Origin of the sequence: Streptomyces bugieae (assembly GCF_036352915.1) — a bacterium.
GTDB classification, from domain to species: Bacteria; Actinomycetota; Actinomycetes; order Streptomycetales; family Streptomycetaceae; genus Streptomyces; species Streptomyces endophytica.
Window position 1 is genome coordinate 102,120 of sequence record NZ_JAZBJP010000007.1, and the last position, 19,069, is coordinate 121,188.

Annotated in this window: 13 protein-coding genes; 8 read left to right on the plus strand and 5 right to left on the minus strand. The window is 71.1% G+C overall.

The genetic code is table 11. The features are described from left to right. Positions 1-35 precede the first annotated feature (35 nt). The 3 genes from V2J85_RS15855 to V2J85_RS15865 all read left to right on the plus strand — a co-directional run bounded on the left by V2J85_RS15855 (position 36) and on the right by V2J85_RS15865 (position 2,504). Entirely contained in the window at positions 36-260 is a 225-nt protein-coding gene (locus V2J85_RS15855; RefSeq protein ID WP_261956659.1) for a DUF5326 family protein, read from the plus strand. Between the two features lie 946 nt (positions 261-1,206). Further along, on the plus strand, positions 1,207-1,977 hold the full coding sequence (locus tag V2J85_RS15860) for an IclR family transcriptional regulator (RefSeq protein WP_330821938.1): 771 nt from the start codon (positions 1,207-1,209) through the stop codon (positions 1,975-1,977). A gap of 104 nt (positions 1,978-2,081) precedes the next feature. Beyond that, positions 2,082-2,504 carry an SsgA family sporulation/cell division regulator gene (locus V2J85_RS15865; protein WP_261956658.1) on the plus strand — a complete coding sequence of 141 codons (423 nt, stop codon included), beginning with the start codon at positions 2,082-2,084 and terminating at the stop codon, positions 2,502-2,504. Between the two features lie 686 nt (positions 2,505-3,190). Here the strand turns inward: V2J85_RS15865 and V2J85_RS15870 are convergent. Next, positions 3,191-4,849, minus strand: coding sequence for a YibE/F family protein (locus V2J85_RS15870; protein WP_419836788.1), 1,659 nt, complete (start codon positions 4,847-4,849; stop codon positions 3,191-3,193). Positions 4,850-5,134: 285 nt separating this feature from the next. Between V2J85_RS15870 and thiC the strand changes: the two genes are divergently transcribed. Then, positions 5,135-6,925, plus strand: a complete 1,791-nt coding sequence (gene thiC, locus V2J85_RS15875; protein ID WP_261956657.1) for a phosphomethylpyrimidine synthase ThiC — start codon at positions 5,135-5,137, stop codon at positions 6,923-6,925. A gap of 88 nt (positions 6,926-7,013) precedes the next feature. On the opposite strand, the gene V2J85_RS15880 is transcribed toward thiC, so the two are convergent. The 3 genes from V2J85_RS15880 to V2J85_RS15890 all read right to left on the minus strand — a co-directional run bounded on the left by V2J85_RS15880 (position 7,014) and on the right by V2J85_RS15890 (position 10,629). Beyond that, positions 7,014-7,916, minus strand: a complete 903-nt coding sequence (locus tag V2J85_RS15880) for a hypothetical protein (RefSeq protein WP_261956656.1) — start codon at positions 7,914-7,916, stop codon at positions 7,014-7,016. Positions 7,917-8,143: 227 nt separating this feature from the next. Next, on the minus strand, positions 8,144-9,208 hold the full coding sequence (locus V2J85_RS15885; RefSeq protein WP_315975469.1) for a metallophosphoesterase: 1,065 nt from the start codon (positions 9,206-9,208) through the stop codon (positions 8,144-8,146). Positions 9,209-9,528: 320 nt separating this feature from the next. Continuing rightward, positions 9,529-10,629: a LacI family DNA-binding transcriptional regulator gene (locus V2J85_RS15890; protein ID WP_030411986.1), complete on the minus strand. Its 1,101-nt coding sequence runs from the start codon at positions 10,627-10,629 to the stop codon at positions 9,529-9,531. A 418-nt stretch (positions 10,630-11,047) separates the two neighbouring features. Here V2J85_RS15890 and hisC point away from each other — a divergent pair, with 418 nt between their 5' ends. Next, a complete protein-coding gene (gene hisC / locus V2J85_RS15895; protein ID WP_261956654.1) occupies positions 11,048-12,127 on the plus strand; it encodes a histidinol-phosphate transaminase in 1,080 nt (359 codons plus the stop codon). A 117-nt stretch (positions 12,128-12,244) separates the two neighbouring features. Here hisC and V2J85_RS15900 read toward each other — a convergent pair whose 3' ends face one another. Next, positions 12,245-12,613 (minus strand): cyclophilin-like fold protein, encoded by a 369-nt coding sequence (locus V2J85_RS15900; RefSeq protein WP_261956653.1) that lies wholly within the window; start codon positions 12,611-12,613, stop codon positions 12,245-12,247. Between the two features lie 267 nt (positions 12,614-12,880). On the opposite strand from V2J85_RS15900, the gene V2J85_RS15905 reads away from it, so the two are divergent. The 3 genes from V2J85_RS15905 to cydD are packed head-to-tail and all read left to right on the plus strand — an operon-like array spanning position 12,881 to position 18,994. Next, positions 12,881-14,389 (plus strand): cytochrome ubiquinol oxidase subunit I, encoded by a 1,509-nt coding sequence (locus V2J85_RS15905; RefSeq protein WP_330821940.1) that lies wholly within the window; start codon positions 12,881-12,883, stop codon positions 14,387-14,389. Between the two features lie 9 nt (positions 14,390-14,398). Continuing rightward, the gene (gene cydB, locus V2J85_RS15910; RefSeq protein WP_261956651.1) at positions 14,399-15,400 is read left to right on the plus strand and encodes a cytochrome d ubiquinol oxidase subunit II; all 1,002 of its coding nucleotides are present in this window, start codon (positions 14,399-14,401) and stop codon (positions 15,398-15,400) included. Positions 15,401-15,439: 39 nt separating this feature from the next. Beyond that, a complete protein-coding gene (cydD, locus tag V2J85_RS15915; RefSeq protein WP_330821941.1) occupies positions 15,440-18,994 on the plus strand; it encodes a thiol reductant ABC exporter subunit CydD in 3,555 nt (1,184 codons plus the stop codon). The last annotated feature ends 75 nt before the right edge of the window (positions 18,995-19,069 follow it).

The following is a 19,069-nucleotide window of genomic DNA, read 5'->3' on the forward strand; positions in this document are numbered from 1 at the left end:
CAGACGGCGCGACCGACAGAAAGCAGGGCAGAGCAGTGGCTGGTAAGGGGATATTCACCGGACTTCCGTGGTGGGTCACCTGGGTTGTGATTCCCGTCGTCCTGATCGTGGTGTTCGGCGGCCTGATCGCCTCCGCGCTCCACTTCCTGATCGGCCTGCTGTTCAAGGTCCTCATAGCGGCGGCTCTGATCGCGGGGGTCATCTACCTGGTCCGCCGTTTCACCGGCTCGTCGTCGTCCTCGTCGAAGACCGACTGGTAAGCCACGGGGCTGCGCCGGGGGCCGCCCACCGCGGCGGCCACGTGCGTGGGCTTCCTTCGCCTGGGGCTCACGCGCGGGCAGTGGCTCTCCCGCTCAGGGGCCGCCCGCCCGGGCACCCACTCCCTCGCCGTGCTCCGTGCCCGGGCATCCGCTTGCCCGGGCGGGCGCCCCCTCGGCGGGCCCGGGATGAGGGTCGCCGAAGGCGAAGGTGCGCTCCGAACCGAACGCGACCTCGGACGGACGTGACTACGGGAGAACGTGATCCCGGACGGACGCGACGGACATGACCACGGGAGAACGTGATCCCGGACGGACGTGACCCGCGGGCGTGACCCCCGACGGGCGTGAGCTGTGGCGGGCGTGATCTCGGACGAACACCGCCAGGCACGGACGTGGCCAGGCACGGGTGTGGCCAGGCTCGGACGTGGCCCTGGGCGGGCGTTGCCTCGGGCGGAGTGGGTGCGGGCGATGTGGGGCCTGGACGAGGGGCCTGGACGAGGGGCCTGGACGAGGGTGGCCACATGAAGGTCGGGCCGGGGCCGAAGGTGGTCCCGGATGGCGGTGCCCTGCCCGGCAAGGGGCGAACGCGACCACACCCCCGCCGCATCAACTCCCCTCGTGGTCGCCGCTGGGCCAGGCGGGTTAACTCCCCCGGCTTTCGGCCTATCGGCGCGACAGGCGGAGCTAGAGTGCGGACCGCAGACGTCTTCCGGACGGCGACGTTCCGCATGTTGACGTTCGAACGGTGACGCCCGGACCGTGATTCCCGGGCGGTGGCGTGCGGATGTCGTGGTGCGGAGGGTGACGTTCGGGAGGCGCTGCATGAGGCGAGGCCGGGACGGGTGTCACCGCGGGGGACGGGAGACGCACGCGGGCGCGGGAGCGGTTCCCGCGACCGGGGTGCCCGGACCCCGTGGCGAGCGGAACCTGGGGGTTGGCGTTGGCAATGGCGAATGGCGAATCCGGTTCTCACCCCACCCTGATCGGATCGGTGCAGCGGGCGCTCCGGTTGCTGGAAGCGGTGGGGGCGCACGAGGACGGGGCGCCCGCCAAGCAACTCGCCAGAGAGACCGGGCTGCCGCTGCCGACGACGTACCACCTGCTGCGGACCCTGACCCACGAGGGCTATCTGCGCCGGGAGAACGGCGTGTTCGTCTTCGGGGAGGCGGCCGAAGCCATCGGCCGGGCCGGGGCCAGGCGCCGGCAGCGGGCCCAGATCTCGGAGGCGCTGGCACTCGCGGGCCGGGAGTTGGGAGCCGCCGTCTACTTCGCCGTCTACCGCGAGGGTGAAGTCGAGGTCGTGGCGGTGACCGACGACCCGGAACGGCCGCCGGTGGAGGAGTGGGTCGACTTCCGCAGTACCGCCCACGCCCACGCGATCGGGCAATGTCTGCTCGCTCAGCTTGACGACGCGACGAGGAAGGAGCATCTGGCCCGCTATCCCCTGCAGTCCATAACCCCGTTCTCCCTGGATACCGAGGACGATCTGCTGCGCCGCCTGGATACGGTGCGTCGCGGGCAGGTCGCCTACGAGTGCCAGGAATATGCCCTAGGCACGGTCTGTGCGGCCATTCCCGTCCAGGTCGGCGCCGCCGCGGCGGCCCTGGCGGTCTCCCTGCCGGCGGAAGAACTGCATCGATTGCGGTCCGTTACGGATCGACTACGAAAAATGGCGGAGGCGACACTAACGACACTCGCCTTCTCTATCAGTATCTGAAAACTCACTCCTTGTGATCTGCCTGCGCCTGGCCGACGATGGCGTCAATAGGGCTATGGGGGATGTTTCCCGGCCATCTCCGATCAAGTGCGGGGCAGTGGTTGATGACCGACACAGTTCAGGCAGAAGTGATCATGAGCTTCGTCGTCTCCGAGGAGCTTTCGTTCCGGATCCCGGTGGATCTCGACTTCGACAGCGCCGATCCGTATGCCGTCCGTCTCACCTTCGACCTGCCCGGCGATGCGCCCGTGACCTGGGCGTTCGGTCGTGAGCTGCTGCTGGACGGGCTGAGTCGGCCGTCCGGTGAGGGTGATGTGCGGATCGAACCGGCCTCGCCCGCGCACCTCAGCGACGTCTTCATCGGCCTTCAAGTGGGCCTTGAGCGCGCCCTGTTCCGGGTCAGTGCGGCGCCCCTGGTCGCCTTCCTGGACCGTACGGACCGGCTCGTCCCGCTGGGCAAGGAAGAGGTCTGCGACACCCTGGAAGCGGTGCTGGACCAGATTCTCACGGAGGCCCCCGCCGGCTGACCCGCCCGCGTCCCACCGGCCGTGCCCAACCGCCCCTGACCGCGGGTCGCGCCCACGTGGCCGCGACCCCGGTCGCGTCGGCCCACTGCGGCCTCGGTTCATCCCCATCTGACTGCGGCCCCAGCCCGTACCCACCTGGCAGCGGCCCGGTTCGTCCCCACCTGACCGCGGCCCCGATTTGTCCCCGACTGGCTCCGGCCCGGCGCGTGCCCACCTGACCGTGTGACCCGGTTCGTCCCCGCCTGGCTGCGACCCTGGCGCGTGCCCACTCGCCGTGGGCCTGGTCCGCGACTACGTGGCCGCGACCCCGGCCGCACCAACCCGGCCGCACCAACCCAGTTGCGCCCGCCCGACCGTCCCGCCTCGGCCGTGTCCCGCGTTCTCGCGTCCCGCGTTTTGGGGCCCACGTCCGCGCGTTCCCGGGTTCCGGGTGCCTCGCCGCCTGGGTGCCCCGCGTCCGGGCCTCCCGCGCCTCGCGGCCCCCTCAAAGGGCCTTGCGGGCTCCCGGGCCTCCCGGGCCCCCCGGGCCTCCCGGCTCTCGGGTCCCAGACTTCCCGGGACCGGTGCGCCCTCCGACTCCCCGGTCTCCCTGGGTATCGGCCCAAACCGGGCCTCAGCCCTCCGGGGCCCCGCCCCCAGAGCCCCAGCCTCCCAGTCCCAGCCTCCCAGCCCCTGCCCCGCCCTGCTCACCGCCTACGTCGCCTGCCGCGGCCTCCGCGGTGACCGGAGGGAGCGCGGGTGGTGGTTCCTGTTTGCTCTGATGATCCGGTTGTCTCCTGCGTCCCGTAGGCGGCCGGTGGGGCTGCTGCACTCCGCGTTCCGGGGATGCCCGGTGGGGTGGCTGGGCCCCGCGTGCCAGGGGTTTGCGGTGGGGTCCCCGTGCCCCGCCTGCCCGGCTTTTTGCGGTCTGCTGCGACGACCAGGGCTGCCAGTAGCGTCGTCAGGGGTACCGAGGCCACCAGGCCGATGCTGCCCACCAGGGTGCGGACGATTTCCTCGGCGACGACCTCGCTCGTGGCGACCGTGGCGACGCTGCTCTGTGCGATCGAAAACAGCAAAAGCAACGGCAGGGCGGCGCCCGCGTAGGCCAGTACGAGGGTGTTGACGACGGAGGCGATGTGGTCCCGGCCGATCCGCATCGCCGCGCCGTACAGCTTCCGCCAGCCGGCCGACGGGTCGGCCTCCCGTAGCTCCCAGATCGCCGCGGTCTGGGTGACCGTCACATCGTCGAGCACGCCCAGCGAACCGATGATGATCCCTGCCAGCAGCAAACCGCGGATCTCGATGTTCGGATAGAGGCCGTGCACCAGCCCCGTGGTGTCGTCCGTATTGCCGGTCAGCAGCGCCCAGTTGATGAACACCGACCCCAGCAGCCCGATCAGCAGCAGCGAGGCGAGGGTGCCGAGCACCGCGACCGAGGTGCGGGCCGTCAGGCCGTGGCACATGTACAGGGCGATCAGCATGATCGCGCTGCCCCCGACCACCGCCACCACCAGCGGATCGGAACCCTGCAGGATCGCCGGCAGGATGAACAGCGTCAGGACGACGAAGCTGGCCGCCAGTGCCACCAGCGCCAGCACCCCGCGCAGCCGTCCCACGACGACGACCGCCAGGGCGAAGATCCCTGCCAGGATCCACATCGGCAGGGACCGGTCGACATCGCTGACCGAGTACTGGAGTTCCTTCGGCGCCTTGGGGGAGTAGGCCACCACGACGTCCTGCCCGGTGGAGTAGTGCCGGAGCGCGTCCGGCGTCACCACCGTCTGGAAGGTGCGTCCGGCGTTCTCGCCGGTGGTGACCTTGATCGTCGCCTGCTGGCAGGGCTTTCCCTTCTCCGCTCCCCCGGTTGGCTGTTGCCCGGTCGGCGACGGTGGCTGGGGCTGCTGCTCGGCATGTACGTCCGCACAGTTCACCTCCGCCACCTTGATCACGCGGGCCCGTTCCGTGGGTTGGTCGAAGCCCACCCCGGACGGTTTGTGCGGTGGTGCGCCGCCCGGCCAGAGCACGACCAGGCCGACTGCCACCGCGGCCGCGAACGGAATGAGCACCGCCGCGATCACCTTGCGCAGATGCCGGGAGACGGGCGTGGCCGGCCCGTGGCCATGACTGTGTCCATGCCCGTGCCCGTGGCCATGACTTTGCTCGTGCCCGCGTCCGTGCCTGTGGCCATGACTGTGCCCGTACCCGTCCCCATGGCCGTGGGCGAGCGCCTGCTCGTGCCCATGCCCATGCCGGCCGGCCTGCTGACCAGACTGCGTGCCGGCCTGCGGAACAGACTGTGGTGGTCCGGCCTGCCGACCAGACTGTGGCGGGCCGGGCTGGAGGTGGGGCTCGTGAGTGCTCACCGCCCGATCATTGCAAGATGTCCGGCTGCCCTCGCACGACGGGCGGCTGCTGTCGGCGCGCCGTTCCGATATCGGCACCCCGTTCCGACGGGCCCCCTGTTCACTCCGCGGCATCGGCCGCTACCGTGGTGCCACCTTTGCAATCGCGGGAGCTCGGAGCACCGGGCTGAGAGGGCGCTGACCTTCGTCCCCACCGTGTTTCACGTGAAACACCGGAGGACGGATACCGCTGCGTCGACCGCCGAACCTGTTACCGGGTAATGCCGGCGTAGGGAGTTGGGTCTTATGACTCTGCAGGATGCACGCACGCCCGAAAGCGGAAGCGGTGCCAGCGGCGAGCCGAAGGAGATCGGCTGGCACAAGGGCTATGTCTCCGGATCGCGCCCGGACCTGCGGGTACCGGTCCGGCGAGTGCACCTCACCAACGGCAAGGACGTGACGCTCTACGACACGTCAGGGCCATATACCGACCCGAACATCGAAACCGACGTCCGCCGTGGCCTGGCGCCGCTGCGGGAGAACTGGATCATCGCCCGCGGCGACACCGAGGAGTACGCGGGCCGTCCCCTGCGGCCGGAGGACGACGGCCTCAAGCACACCTCACCGCGTGGCGGCCTCAAGAACCTCGACGCGGTCTTCCCCGGCCGCCCGCGCCAGCCGCGCCGCGGCCGTGACGGCGCCGCGGTCACCCAGCTCGCGTACGCGCGGCGCGGCGAGATCACCGCGGAGATGGAGTACGTCGCCCTCCGCGAGAACGTGAGCCCCGAGTTCGTACGCGACGAGATCGCGGCGGGGCGGGCGGTGCTGCCGGCCAACGTCAACCACCCGGAGATCGAGCCGATGATCATCGGCAAGAACTTCCTGGTGAAGGTGAACGCCAACATCGGTAATTCGGCGGTCACTTCCTCCATCGAGGAGGAGGTGGAGAAGATGACCTGGGCGACGCGCTGGGGCGCGGACACGGTCATGGACCTCTCCACCGGCCGCAACATCCACACCACCCGCGAGTGGGTGCTGCGCAACTCCCCCGTCCCGATCGGCACCGTCCCGCTCTACCAGGCGCTGGAGAAGGTCGACGGCAAGGCGGAGGAGCTGACCTGGGAGATCTACAAGGACACCGTCATCGAGCAGGCCGAACAGGGCGTGGACTACATGACGGTGCACGCCGGTGTGCTGCTCCGCTACGTCCCGCTCACCGCCCGCCGCAAGACCGGCATCGTCTCCCGCGGCGGCTCGATCATGGCCGCGTGGTGCCTGGCACACCACAAGGAGTCGTTCCTCTACACGCACTTCGAGGAGCTCTGCGAGATCCTCGCCTCCTACGACGTGACCTACTCGCTCGGTGACGGCCTGCGCCCCGGCTCCATCGCGGACGCCAACGACGAGGCGCAGTTCGCGGAGCTGAAGACGCTCGGCGAGCTGAACACCATCGCCAAGCGGCACGGCGTACAGACCATGATCGAGGGCCCGGGCCACGTCCCGATGCACAAGATCAAGGAGAACATCGACCTCCAGCAGGAGATCTGCGAAGAGGCCCCGTTCTACACGCTCGGCCCGCTGACCACCGACATCGCGCCCGCCTACGACCACATCACCTCCGGTATCGGCGCGGCGATGATCGCCTGGTGGGGCACCGCGATGCTCTGCTACGTCACGCCCAAGGAGCACCTGGGCCTGCCGGACCGCGACGACGTCAAGACCGGCGTGATCACGTACAAGATCGCGGCCCATGCGGCGGACCTGGCCAAGGGGCACCCGGGCGCCCAGGAATGGGACGACGCGCTCTCCGACGCGCGCTTCGAGTTCCGCTGGGAGGACCAGTTCAACCTGGCCCTCGACCCGGACACGGCACGTGCCTTCCACGACGAGACGCTGCCCGCCGAGCCGGCCAAGACGGCGCACTTCTGCTCGATGTGCGGGCCGAAGTTCTGCTCCATGAAGATCAGCAGGAGCATCACGGAGCAGTTCGGCGGCGACGCGGACGCCACGCCCGAGGAGGTCGAGGCGGGGATGCTGGAGAAGTCGAAGGAGTTCGCTGCAGCGGGGAACCGGGTGTACCTGCCGCTGGCGGACTGATCGGCTGACGGCGTGTGGTGGGGGCCCCAACAGGGCCTCCGCCTCCACCGCCGCTTCCGTCGCCCCGGGTCCTGGTCCGCCCCGCTGCCTAGTCCGCCCCCTCGTCCGGCCCCCCGTAATCCGGGCTGGTGAAGTCCGGGCTGGAGTAGCGCGGGCGGGAGGCCGACGAGCCGGTGTCCGGGCTGGTGAACTCGGGGCGGGAGTAACCGAGGGTCGGGATGCGGCTCTCGGAGGCCGGGGTGCGGCGGGGGACGTAGCGGACCGGGTCGTCGTCCGGGGTGGCCGTGGGGTCGGCGAGCGCCTCGCGCAGAAAGGGCAGCAGTCCGCGCTCCAACAGGGCGCGCCGCCACGCCTCCCGGGCCTGGTCCAGGGCCTCGTACAGCTCGTCGACTCTGGCGGACTCGGCGGACGGGCCGTTGCGCAGTGCGGTGACGACCAGGCAGGTCATCGCGACCAGGGAGCCGGCCGCGGTGAGCGCCGCGAACACCCAGCCGACGCTGATCAGCGGCTGCGCCAGCGACTTGTCGGGGCTGACCGCGCGCAGGACGTAGCCGATGAGGAGGAAGAGCACGGCGGCGATACCGGCGAGGACCGGGGCGAGCACGGTGACCACCGCCGCCAGCCCGGCACCGGTGTTTCCGGCCTCGTTCACGGCCGGGTCGGTGGCCGGTCCCGTTCCCCCGTCGTCGCCCTCCTCGTGCTCCCCGACGGGCGCCACGGGGCCGGACGCCGGGCCGGATGCGGCCGGTGCCGGCGTCCGCAGCTCGGCACGGAGCTGGACATAGCGTTGGTATTCGGCCGTCGCGCAGGCGGCGATGGCGGTGGTCGCGCTGAGCGCCATCGTGCGCAACTGCTCGTTGTTCAGATGCTTTCCCGTGGCGGCGGTGAGGTCGTCCGGGCGGTATTCCGCGGTACGCAGCGCCTCATCAAGGAGCCGCGCGAATTCCGCGCGGTCCTCGTTCAGCAGGTGCGGAGCGCTGTTCATGTGCATCCCCCGATGCTCCGTAGGGCCGTACGGCCGGCGTGGGCCGGGCAGTGGGCGGAAACGGAGGAGAGCCTGCTTACGGATAGACCGATGGTAGAGCGACTCCGGTACGGGGTGACAGAGAGTTTGCGGAAATTGAGTAACCGCCCGACCGGATTCCGTCGGTGTCTCCCCTCGTTCCCGCCCCCTACCGGCCGTCCCGCCGGTCGGGGGGATACCTGCCCCGGGAACGCTCAGCCAGTCAGGGGGAGTTGGACGACCAGCAGCTTTCCGGCCATCGTGATGCCGCCGTCCATGGCGATGGCCAGACCGTCGGCGTAGACGTGCGGACCGTCGACGGCGATGCCGTCGCCCTCGCCGTCCTCCGTGCCGACCTCGCCCAGGAGGTACGGGATCGGGCTGTGGCCGTGCACGACGCGGTCGCCGCCGTAGGCGTCGAGGAGTTCGCGCACGGCCTGCGAGCCGGACTCGTCGCGGAAGGCGAAGCGCTTGGTGAACTTCCGGAAGAGGTCCCAGACTTCGTCGGCGTCGCTGCGGGTGAGGACGTCGTGGACGGTGTCGTTGACGGCCTCGATGGAGTCGCCGTATTCGAGGTAGGCGGTGGTGTCGGAGTGCACGAGCAGATGCCCGTCCTCCTCCATCACGGCGTCCAGTCGGGCCATCCACTGCAGGTGGTGGTCCTCCAGGCGGTCCATGTCGGTCTTCTGGCCGCCGTTGAGGAGCCAGGCGGCCTGGAACGAGGCGGTGCCGGCACCGGACTGCACGGGGGTGTCGCCGAACCGCTTGGCGCCCAGCAGCAGCAGCTCGTGATTGCCCATCAGGGCCTTGCAGTAGCCACCGGCCGCCGCGGCCTCCGCGGACAGCTGCATGACCAGGTCGATCACGCCGATGCCGTCCGGGCCGCGGTCGGTGAAGTCACCGAGGAACCACAGGCGGGCGTTGCCGGCCGCCCAGCTGCCGTCGGCGTCGATCAGGCCCTCGGCGGCCAGCGCCTCGCGCAGCTCGTCGTAGTAGCCGTGCACATCGCCGACGACGTACAGGGGGCCCATGCCCTCGGGCGCGTCGGATCCGTTGGCCGGCTCGGGGACCGGCGCGACGGACGGCCGGTCGATGAGCGTGTCGGTACGGCCCGGGGTGACGACCGGAAGGTCGCGGGCGGTCGGGGTGTAGTCCTCGGGCAGCTCGACCGGCGGCGCGGCCGGCGGCACCGAGGGGGGCGCGGCGGGCGGCGCGACCGGGGGACCGGCGGGCAGATGGAGCGGCGGACCGGCCGGCGGCACGGGGGATCCTGCGGACATTCCGGGCGGTTGAACGGACGCCGGAGCTTGTCCACCCATGGTCCACACCATGGGTCCCTCACTGGCCCCCTGAGTCATCGACCCCTCCACCGTTGCGCCGCCGTGCACCTCTCGGACCTTGCCTGGTCGACGGCGGTCCGCGGTGTCGTGCGCCCATCATAGGAATGCCGGTCGCGGGTTGTGACGCACCCGGGGGTGGTCAATCCGCTGGAGCCTGGCAATCGCGGCTGATTTCTCCCGGGATCGCCCATTTTTTTCTGCGTCAACGCGGGCGCCCCGGCGTCGTCCGGCACGCCCGCTCGTTCGTGTTCGGCGGCACGTCAGTCGCCGGCGGGTCCTCGTGGTGGGCTGATGGTCGTGCGCGGGGACCGTCGCTGGGAGGAAGTGCGCACGATCAGATCGGTCGGTATCACCTGCTCGATCGGGCGTCCGGTGTCGAGCCCCTCGATGGCGTCGATGAGGATCTGCACGACGGCGGTGCCGATCCGGCGCGGCTTGAGGGAGAGCGTGGTGATCGGCGGTTCGGTCGTGGCGTAGACGGTGGACTCGCTGCAGCAGACCAGCAGCAGGTCCTCCGGGACGCGCAGGCCGTAGCGCCGGGCGGCGGCGAGCAGATCGGTGCCGTTGGGGTCGAAGAGGCCGTAGACGGCGTCCGGCCGGTCCGGGCGGGCCAGCAGCCGGTCGGCGGCCACCGCGCCCGCGCACGGGTCGTGGGCCGGGTACGACTCGTAGACCGGATCCTGCCCGACCCGCTCGCACCAGCGCAGGTACGCCGTGGTCGAGAGGCGGGTGTAGGTGTCGGTGGTGGTGCCGGTGAGCAGACCGATGCGGCGGGCGCCGGCGTCGGCGAGGTGGTCGAGCAGGCCGAGGACGGCGGCCTCGTGGTCGTTGTCGACCCAGCCGGTGACCGGCAGGGCGCCGCCGGGGCGGCCGTCGGAGACCACCGGGATGCCGTGCCGGACGAGTTCGGTCACGACCGGGTCGCCGTCGGCGGGGTCGATGACGACCGTGCCGTCCAGGGCGACGTTGGACCACACGTCGTGGCGGGAGGTCGCGGGGAGGATGACCAGCGCGTAGCCGCGGGCCAGGGCCGCGGAGGTGGCCGCTCTGGCCATCTCAGCGAAGTACGCGAACTCGGTGAAGGTGAAAGGTTCATCCCCGTAGGTGGTCACGGTCAGGCCGAGGAGCCCCGACTTACCGGTACGGAGGGTGCGGGCGGCTGCGGACGGGCGGTAGCCCAGCCGGTCGGCCACCTCGCGGACATGGCTACGGGTGGCATCCGGAAGCCGGCCCTTGCCGTTGAGCGCGTCGGAGACGGTCGTGATCGACACACCGGCTGCGGCGGCAACGTCGCGGATGCCCGCCCGCCCCAGCCGGCGACCGGTCGCCCGGCTCACCTGGTGCTTCCCTGCTGCTGTCATGGCGAGCCGATAGTAGGGCTCGATAGGGCCATTCGCGGGGCGTTGACCGGGGTGATGGAAAGGCACGTTTCTGCAAGGTGATCCGCCGTCAACTACCGTGAAAATGAAGGAAGTTGTGGGTTGTGCAGGCTATTTGAGGGGAGATTTACTGGCTCGGCCTGTCGATCGGTTCAGGTCTCGAAGAGGTCTCAAGTCACCTTGACGAGGGATGCGCGCCACGGCGTAGGCCACCGGCGCGCGGCTGCGAGTGGGGCGCGCCCCGAAGGTCTCGCGCTGGCCCCTTCCGAGTGATCTTGATGCACGGGTGCGCAGGGACGTGCCGGGCGACCGGGTTCCGGCCGGGGCTGCCGCCGAACGGGTCAATCCTCTTAAGGTGTGCAGTATTGGAGATGGACGGGACGGTCGAGGAGGACCTGCGGTGAGCGAGAAGACCCCGAAGCTGCGTGCGGCGCTGGACGGCATCCCCACCTACAAGCCGGGGCGGCCGGCGCCGGCCGACGGTCCCGTCACCTACAAGCTGTCCTCCAACGAGAACCCCTATCCGCCGCTGCCGGGTGTCCTGGAGAGCGCGGTGACCGCCGCGGGGGCCTTCAACCGTTACCCGGACATGGCCTGCACGGGCCTGATGACGGAGCTGGCCGACCGGTTCTCGGTGCCGGTGGAGCATCTGGCGACCGGCACCGGGTCGGTGGGCGTGGCCCAGCAGCTGATCCAGTCGACGGCCGGGCCGGGCGACGAAGTGATCTACGCCTGGCGCTCGTTCGAGGCGTACCCGATCATCACCCAGGTGTCCGGGGCCACCTCCGTGCAGGTGCCGCTGACCTCCGGTGAGGTGCACGACCTGGACGCGATGCTCGCCGCGATCACCGACCGGACCCGGCTGATCTTCGTCTGCAACCCCAACAACCCCACCGGCACGGTCGTCCGCCGTGCGGAGCTGGAGGCGTTCCTGGACCGGGTGCCGGGGGACGTCCTGGTGGTGCTGGACGAGGCGTACCGCGAGTTCATCCGCGACCCCGAGGTGCCGGACGGGATCGAGATCTACCGCGACCGTCCCAACGTCTGCGTGCTGCGGACCTTCTCCAAGGCGTACGGCCTGGCGGGGCTGCGGGTGGGGTTCGCGGTGGCGCACGAGCCGGTGGCCGCCGCGCTGCGCAAGACGGCGGTGCCGTTCGGGGTGAGCCAGCTCGCGCAGGACGCGGCGGTGGCGTCGCTGCGCAGCGAGCAGGCCCTGCTGGAGCGGGTGGACGCGCTGGTGGCCGAGCGGGCGCGGGTGGTCGACGGGCTGCTCGGGCAGGGCTGGACGGTGCCCGAGACCCAGGCCAACTTCGTCTGGCTGCGGCTGGGGGACCGTACGACCGACTTCGCGGCGGCCTGTGAGCGGGCCGGCGTGGTGGTGCGGCCGTTCGCCGGCGAGGGCGTCCGGGTCACGATCGGGGAGACGGCGGCGATGGATCTGTTCCTGCAGGCGGCGGAGGATTTCCGCAAGGCGCTGTAAGCGGCTGAAAGGCGCCGGCGGGCGCACCGGAAGGCTCTGCAAGGCGTTGCAGAGGAGTGGCACGTCGAGGCCGCGGGTCCGTCGACCCGCGGCCTCCGGCGTGGTGGGCGGGGCCGCTCACGCCTTCTGTACGTGGATGGGGTCGCCGCTGCGGACGGTGGCCAGCGCCCGCGGATCGCCGTCGATGCGGCCCAGCACGTTGCAGGGGGAGGCCAGCCGGGGCTCGTCGCCCTCGGAGATCGGCGTGGGGCCGTAGGGGAGCGCGAGGGCGTTGCCGGGTGGCCAGAAAGCGACGGTGCCGGCCTCGACGACCTGGCGGGCGTCGGGTTCCAGCGCGGGCGAGAGCCCGGTGTCGAAGTAGACCTCCTCGCCCCAGGTGTGGGCGGTGGCGTCGACCGGGAGGGCGGCCATGAGCGCCGCCGCGGTCGGGGTGTCGTCGAGGGTCGCGGTCAAGTGCCCGGCGGGCCAGGTGATGCGGATCTTCATGGCGATGAATTCAACAATGTGTTGAAGGCTTGCGGAAGAGGGCGTCCACACTCGGAGGAAGGGCACCCGCAACCTCGGCGGAAACGTTCACACGCCATGGATTCGAGCGTGACCGCAGTCACGTACCCCCCTTACCCAAGGGCGAGGGGCATGGGAGATAATTGCTTGTGAATGTGAACGCGTTCACAAGCCCGTCCCGGTATTTACCGCTTTGTGTGACGCAAAAGGGACATTGCCGTTGGCAAACGGCGAGGTAAGGAGCACGGCATGGAACTGGCCTTGGCGCCGGAGACTCTGGCGCGATGGCAATTCGGCATCACCACCGTCTACCACTTCCTTTTCGTCCCCCTGACGATCTCGCTCGCCGCTCTGGTGGCCGGACTCGAGACCGCATGGGTGCGCACGGGCAAGCAGCAGTACCTCAAGGCCACCAAGTTCTGGGGCAAGCTGTTCCTGATCAACATCGCGATGGGTGTCGTCACCGGCATCGTGCAGGAGTTCCAGTTCGGCATGAACTGGTCCGACTACTCGCGGTTCGTCGGTGACGTCTTCGGCGCCCCGCTGGCCTTCGAGGCGCTCATCGCGTTCTTCTTCGAGTCGACCTTCATCGGCCTGTGGATCTTCGGCTGGGACAAGCTGCCCAAGAAGATCCACTGCTTCTGCATGTGGATGGTCTCCATAGGCACGATCCTGTCGGCGTACTTCATCCTGGCGGCGAACTCCTGGATGCAGCACCCGGTGGGCTACAAGTACAACGCCACCACCGGACGCGCCGAGCTCACCGACTTCTGGAAGGTGCTGACCCAGGACACCACCCTGGTCGTCGTCTTCCACACGCTGACCGCGGCCTTCCTCACGGGCGCCGCGTTCATGGTCGGCATCTCCGCCTTCCACCTGATGCGCAAGAAGCACATCAAGGTCATGCGGACCTCGCTGCGGCTCGGGCTGATCACCCTCGTCATCGCCGGCATCCTCACCGCGGTCAGCGGTGACGCGCTCGGCAAGGTCATGTTCAAGCAGCAGCCGATGAAGATGGCCGCCGCCGAGGCGCTCTGGGACAAGGAGGCGCCGGCGCCGTTCTCGGTCTTCGCCTACGGAGACGTGGAGAAGGGCCACAACGAGGTGGCCATCGAGATACCCGGCCTGCTCTCGTTCCTGGCCCACGACGACTTCTCCTCGCCGGTCCCCGGCATCAACGACGTCAACAGGTCCGAGCAGCAGAAGTTCGGCCCCGGCGACTACCGGCCCAACATCCCCGTCGCCTACTGGGGCTTCCGCTGGATGATCGGCTTCGGCATGTCGTCGTTCGCCATCGGGCTCGCCGGGCTCTGGCTCACCCGCAAGAAGTTCTGGCTGTCGCCCGGTCTGCGCACCGGCGACGAGGAACCACCGAAGCTCGCGCTCACCAAGAACAAGGTGCTCGGTGCCCGCCTCAGCAAGTGGTACTGGTCGCTCGCCTTCGTCACCCTCGGCTTCCCGCTGATCGCCAACTCGTGGGGCTGGATCTTCACCGAGACGGGCCGGCAGCCCTGGGTCGTCTACGGCGTGCTGCGCACCTCGGACGCGGTCTCCCCCGGCGTCTCGCAGGGCGAGGTGCTCACCTCGATGATCGTCTTCACCACGCTCTACGCGATCCTCGCCGTGGTCGAGGTCAAGCTGCTGGTGAAGTACGTCAAGGCCGGGCCTCCGGAGCTCACCGACGACGACCTCAACCCGCCCACCAAGATCGGCGGGGACAGCGCCGACGCCGACCGGCCGATGGCCTTCTCGTACTAGGAGGCGACCGTGCAACTCCACGACGTCTGGTTCGTTCTCATCGCCTTCCTGTGGACCGGATACTTCTTCCTCGAAGGATTCGACTTCGGGATCGGCGTCCTCACCAAGCTCCTCGCCCGCGACCGCGGCGAGAAGCGGGTACTGATCAACACCATCGGCCCGGTCTGGGACGGCAACGAGGTCTGGCTGCTCAGCGCGGGCGGGGCGACCTTCGCCGCCTTCCCCGAGTGGTACGCCACCTTGTTCTCCGGCTTCTACCTGCCGCTGCTGGTCATCCTGGTCTGCCTCATCGTGCGCGGCGTGGCCTTCGAGTACCGCGCCAAGCGGCCCGAGGAGCGCTGGCAGCGCAACTGGGAGCACGCGATCTTCTGGACCTCGCTGCTGCCCGCGGTGCTCTGGGGCGTGGCGTTCGGCAACATCGTGCACGGGGTGAAGATCGACGCACACAAGGAGTACGTCGGCGGCCTGCTCGACCTGTTCAACCCGTACGCGATCCTGGGCGGCCTGGTCACGCTCACGCTGTTCACCTTCCACGGCGCGGTGTTCGCCTCGCTCAAGACGGTGGGCGACATCCGGGCCCGCGCGCGCCGGACGGCGGGCGTCCTCGGACTGGTCGCCGCCGTGCTCGCGCTGGGCTTCCTGGGCTGGACCCAGGCCGACAAGGGCGACGGCAGCAGCCTGGTCGCCATGATCGTCGCGGTGGTCGCGCTGGTCGCGGCGCTGGGTGCCAACAGGATCGGGCGCGAGGGGTGGGCGTTCGCCTTCTCCGGGATCACCATCGCGGCGGCGGTCGCCATGCTGTTCCTGACGCTCTTCCCGAACGTCATGCCGTCCACGCTGAACGAGAGCTGGAGCCTCACGGTCAGCAACGCCTCGTCCAGCCCCTACACCCTGAAGATCATGACCTGGTGTGCGGGGATCGCCGCGCCCCTCGTGATGCTCTACCAGGGCTGGACGTACTGGGTGTTCCGTAAGCGCATCGGCACCCAGCACATCGCCGAATCCCACTAGCCGATATGCCGCCCCTCGGGGCGGCCCCGGCAGGATGGAATGTTTCACGTGAAACCCGTCGACCCGCGCCTGCTCCGTTACGCCCACGCCACCCGCGGCTTCCTCATCGCGGTGGTGCTCCTCGGGCTGGCCGGAGCGGGCCTGGTCGTCGGCCAGGCCATGCTGATCGCCGAGATCGTGGTCGGTGCCTTCCGGCACGGGCTCGGTCCCGGCGGTCTGGCCACTCCGCTGGCGCTGCTCGCCGCGGTGTCCGTGGGCCGTGGCCTGGTCTCCTGGCTCACCGAGCTGGCTGCGCACCGTGCCAGCGCGGCGGTGAAGTCCGAGCTGCGGATGCGGCTGGTCGAGCGGGCGGCGCGGCAGCGTCCGGAGCGGGCCACCGGCGAGCTGACCACGCTCGCCACCCGCGGTATCGACGCCCTCGACGACTACTTCTCCCGCTATCTGCCGCAGCTGGGATTGGCGGTCGTCGTCCCGGTCGCGGTCCTGGCCCGGATCGTCACCGGCGACTGGATCTCCGCGCTGACGATCGTCCTCACGCTGCCGCTGATCCCGCTGTTCATGATCCTCATCGGCTGGGCCACCCAGTCGCGGATGGACCGCCAGTGGCGGCTGCTGGCCCGGCTGTCCGGGCACTTCCTCGACGTCGTCGAGGGCCTGCCCACCCTCAAGGTCTTCGGCCGGGCCAAGGCCCAGGCCGCCGCGATCCGCACCATCACCGGCGAGTACCGGCGCGCGACGCTGCGCACCCTGCGGATCGCCTTCCTCTCCTCGTTCGCCCTGGAACTGCTCGCCACGATCTCCGTCGCCCTGGTCGCGGTCGGCATCGGCATGCGGCTGGTGAACGGCGAACTCGATCTGTACACCGGGCTGATGGTGCTGGTGCTCGCGCCCGAGGCGTATCTGCCGCTGCGGCAGGTGGGGGCGCAGTACCACGCGGCGGCCGAGGGGCTCGCCGCGGCGGAGGAGATCTTCGCCGTGCTGGAGGCGCCGCTGCCCACGCCCGGCACCGCACCGGCGCCCGAGGGCACCGCGCTGACCGTCGACAACCTCGTGGTCCGGCACCCGGGACGGACCGCGGACTCGCTGCCCGCCACCTCGTTCGAGGTCCGGCCCGGCGAGACCGTCGCCCTGGTCGGCCCCTCGGGCGCGGGCAAGTCCACGCTGCTCAGCGTGCTCCTCGGTCTCACCGCACCGACCGAAGGCCGGGCCCTGGTCGACGGCCGGGACATCGCCGGGCTCTCCCCCGACAGCTGGCGGCAGCGGATCGCCTGGGTGCCGCAGCGCCCGCAGCTGTTCGCCGGGACCGTCGCCGAGAACGTACGGCTGGCGCGGCCGGAGGCGGACGACGCAGCCGTACGCACCGCCCTCGCGGACGCCGGTGCCCTGGACTTCGTCGACGCGCTCCCCGACGGCCTGGCGACCCGGCTCGGGGAATCTGGTGCCGGGCTCTCCGCCGGCCAGCGGCAGCGGCTGGCGCTGGCCCGGGCCTTCCTCGCCGACCGCCCGATCCTGCTGCTGGACGAGCCGACCGCGAGCCTGGACGGCGAGACCGAGGAGGCGATCGTCGCCGCGGTCGGCCGGCTCGCCGCGGGCCGGACCGTACTGCTCGTCGTCCACCGCCCGGCGCTGCTGGCGGTAGCCGACCGGGTGGTGCGGCTGCCGGACATCGCTTCCGACGTGCGGGAACCGGCTGTGGACGCGGGCGTACGGGCGGGCCGCGGCGCGGCCCCGGGCGCCACGCCGGATGCTGCCACCGCCCCCGCTCCGGACCGCACCGCCGACCCCGGCGAGGGGCTCGACCTGGCCCCCACCCGTGCCTCGGCCCCCGCCCGTCTGCGGCGGATGGCGCGGGCCCGACGGGCCCGGTTCGCGCTGGCGCTGCTGCTCGGCAGCCTCGCCCTGGGCAGCGCGGTCGGCCTGATGGCCACGTCCGGCTGGCTGATCTCGCGGGCCGCGCAGCAGCCGCCGGTGCTCTACCTGATGGTGGCGGTGACCGCGACCAGGGCGTTCGGCATCGGGCGCGCGGTCTTCCGGTACGCCGAGCGGCTGGTCTCCCACGACGCGGTCTTCCGCATGCTCGCGGACGTCCGGGTCGCCGTCTTCCGGCGGCTGGAGCGGCTGGCGCCGGCCGGGCTCGCCGGGCGCCGGCGCGGCGACCTGCTGTCGCGGCTGGTCGCCGACGTCGACGCGGTGCAGGACCACTTCCTGCGCTGGCTGCTGCCCGCCGGGGCGGCGGCGCTGGTCGGTGCGGGCGCGGTCGGCTTCACCGGCTGGCTGCTGCCCGAGGCCGGCGCGATCCTGGCCGCCGGGCTGCTGCTCGCAGGCGCCGGGGTGCCGCTGCTCTCGGCCGCGCTGGCCCGGCGGGCGGAGCGGCAGCTGGCCCCGGCCCGCGGCAAGCTCGCCACCCGCGTCGTCGATCTGCTCACCGGGACCGCCGAGTTGACGGTGGCCGGCGCGCTGCCGGCCCGTACGGAGGCGGTGCGGCGGGCGGACCGCGAGCTGACCCGGATCGCGGCCCGATCGGCGACCGTGGCCGGCACCGGCGCCGGGCTCTCGGCGCTGCTGTGCGGGCTGACCGTCGCCGCCGCCGCGGTCGCCGGCGTCCAGGCGGTGCACGCCGGGCGGCTGGACGGGGTGGCGCTGGCGGTCGTCGTGCTCACCCCGCTCGCCGCGTTCGAGGCGGTGACCGGGCTGCCGCTCGCCGTGCAGTACCGGCAGCGGACCCGGCGTGCGGCCGAGCGGGTCTTCGAGGTGCTGGACGCGCCCGCACCGGTGCGCGAACCGGCCACCCCCGCGACGGCTCCCGGCACGCCGTTCCCGCTGGTCGTGCGCGGTCTGACCGCCCGCCACGCCGGGCAGGACCGGCCCGCGCTGGACGGCGTGGACCTGACGCTGGCGGCCGGCCGCCGGATCGCCGTGGTCGGCCCGTCCGGGTCCGGCAAGACCACGCTGGCGCAGGTGCTGCTGCGCTTCCTGGACCGGGAGGCGGGTACGTACACGCTGGCCGGTACGGACGCCCAGGCGCTCGACGGTGACGCGGTCCGGCGGCTGGTCGGGCTGTGCGCGCAGGACGCGCACCTCTTCGACAGCTCGCTGCGGGAGAACCTCCGGCTGGCCCTGCGGGACCGGAGCACCGGTACGGGCGAGGACGCGGACCGGGTGTTGTGGGACGCGCTCGGCCGGGCCCGGCTCGACGACTGGGTGCGGGGGCTGCCCGACGGCCTGGACACCATGGTCGGCGAGCACGGCGCCCGGCTCTCCGGTGGCCAGCGGCAGCGGCTGGCCCTGGCCCGTGCGCTGCTCGCGGACTTCCCGGTGCTCGTCCTGGACGAGCCCGCCGAGCACCTCGACCTGGCCACCGCCGACGCGCTGACCGCCGATCTGCTGGCCGCGACCGAGGGCCGCACGACGCTCCTGATCACCCATCGCCTCACCGGGCTCGACGCCGTCGACGAGGTGCTGGTGCTGGACGGCGGTCGGGTCGTGCAGCGCGGCGGCCCGGCGGAGCTGGCCGCGGCCGACGGCCCGTTCCGGCGGATGCTGGAGCGCGAACGGGCGGTGGACGAGGCCTACGGGCCGGCACCGGCTATCTGACACTTTTGCAGGTAAATGGCCTCTTATGGGGGGTCTCATTAGGCTCGAGGGCATGGATCGCGCCGCCCGCACGGA

Excerpts from the sequence above, each read along its gene's own strand:
- V2J85_RS15860 (WP_330821938.1), top strand. The coding sequence starts at position 1,207 with ATGGCGAATGGCGAATCCGGTTCTCACCCCACCCTGATCGGATCGGTG.
- V2J85_RS15865 (WP_261956658.1), top strand. The coding sequence starts at position 2,082 with ATGACCGACACAGTTCAGGCAGAAGTGATCATGAGCTTCGTCGTCTCC.
- thiC (WP_261956657.1), top strand. The coding sequence starts at position 5,135 with ATGACTCTGCAGGATGCACGCACGCCCGAAAGCGGAAGCGGTGCCAGC.
- V2J85_RS15880 (WP_261956656.1), bottom strand. The coding sequence starts at position 7,916 with ATGCACATGAACAGCGCTCCGCACCTGCTGAACGAGGACCGCGCGGAA.
- V2J85_RS15885 (WP_315975469.1), bottom strand. The coding sequence starts at position 9,208 with ATGTCCGCAGGATCCCCCGTGCCGCCGGCCGGTCCGCCGCTCCATCTG.
- V2J85_RS15890 (WP_030411986.1), bottom strand. The coding sequence starts at position 10,629 with ATGACAGCAGCAGGGAAGCACCAGGTGAGCCGGGCGACCGGTCGCCGG.
- V2J85_RS15900 (WP_261956653.1), bottom strand. The coding sequence starts at position 12,613 with ATGAAGATCCGCATCACCTGGCCCGCCGGGCACTTGACCGCGACCCTC.
- V2J85_RS15905 (WP_330821940.1), top strand. The coding sequence starts at position 12,881 with ATGGAACTGGCCTTGGCGCCGGAGACTCTGGCGCGATGGCAATTCGGC.
- cydD (WP_330821941.1), top strand. The coding sequence starts at position 15,440 with ATGTTTCACGTGAAACCCGTCGACCCGCGCCTGCTCCGTTACGCCCAC.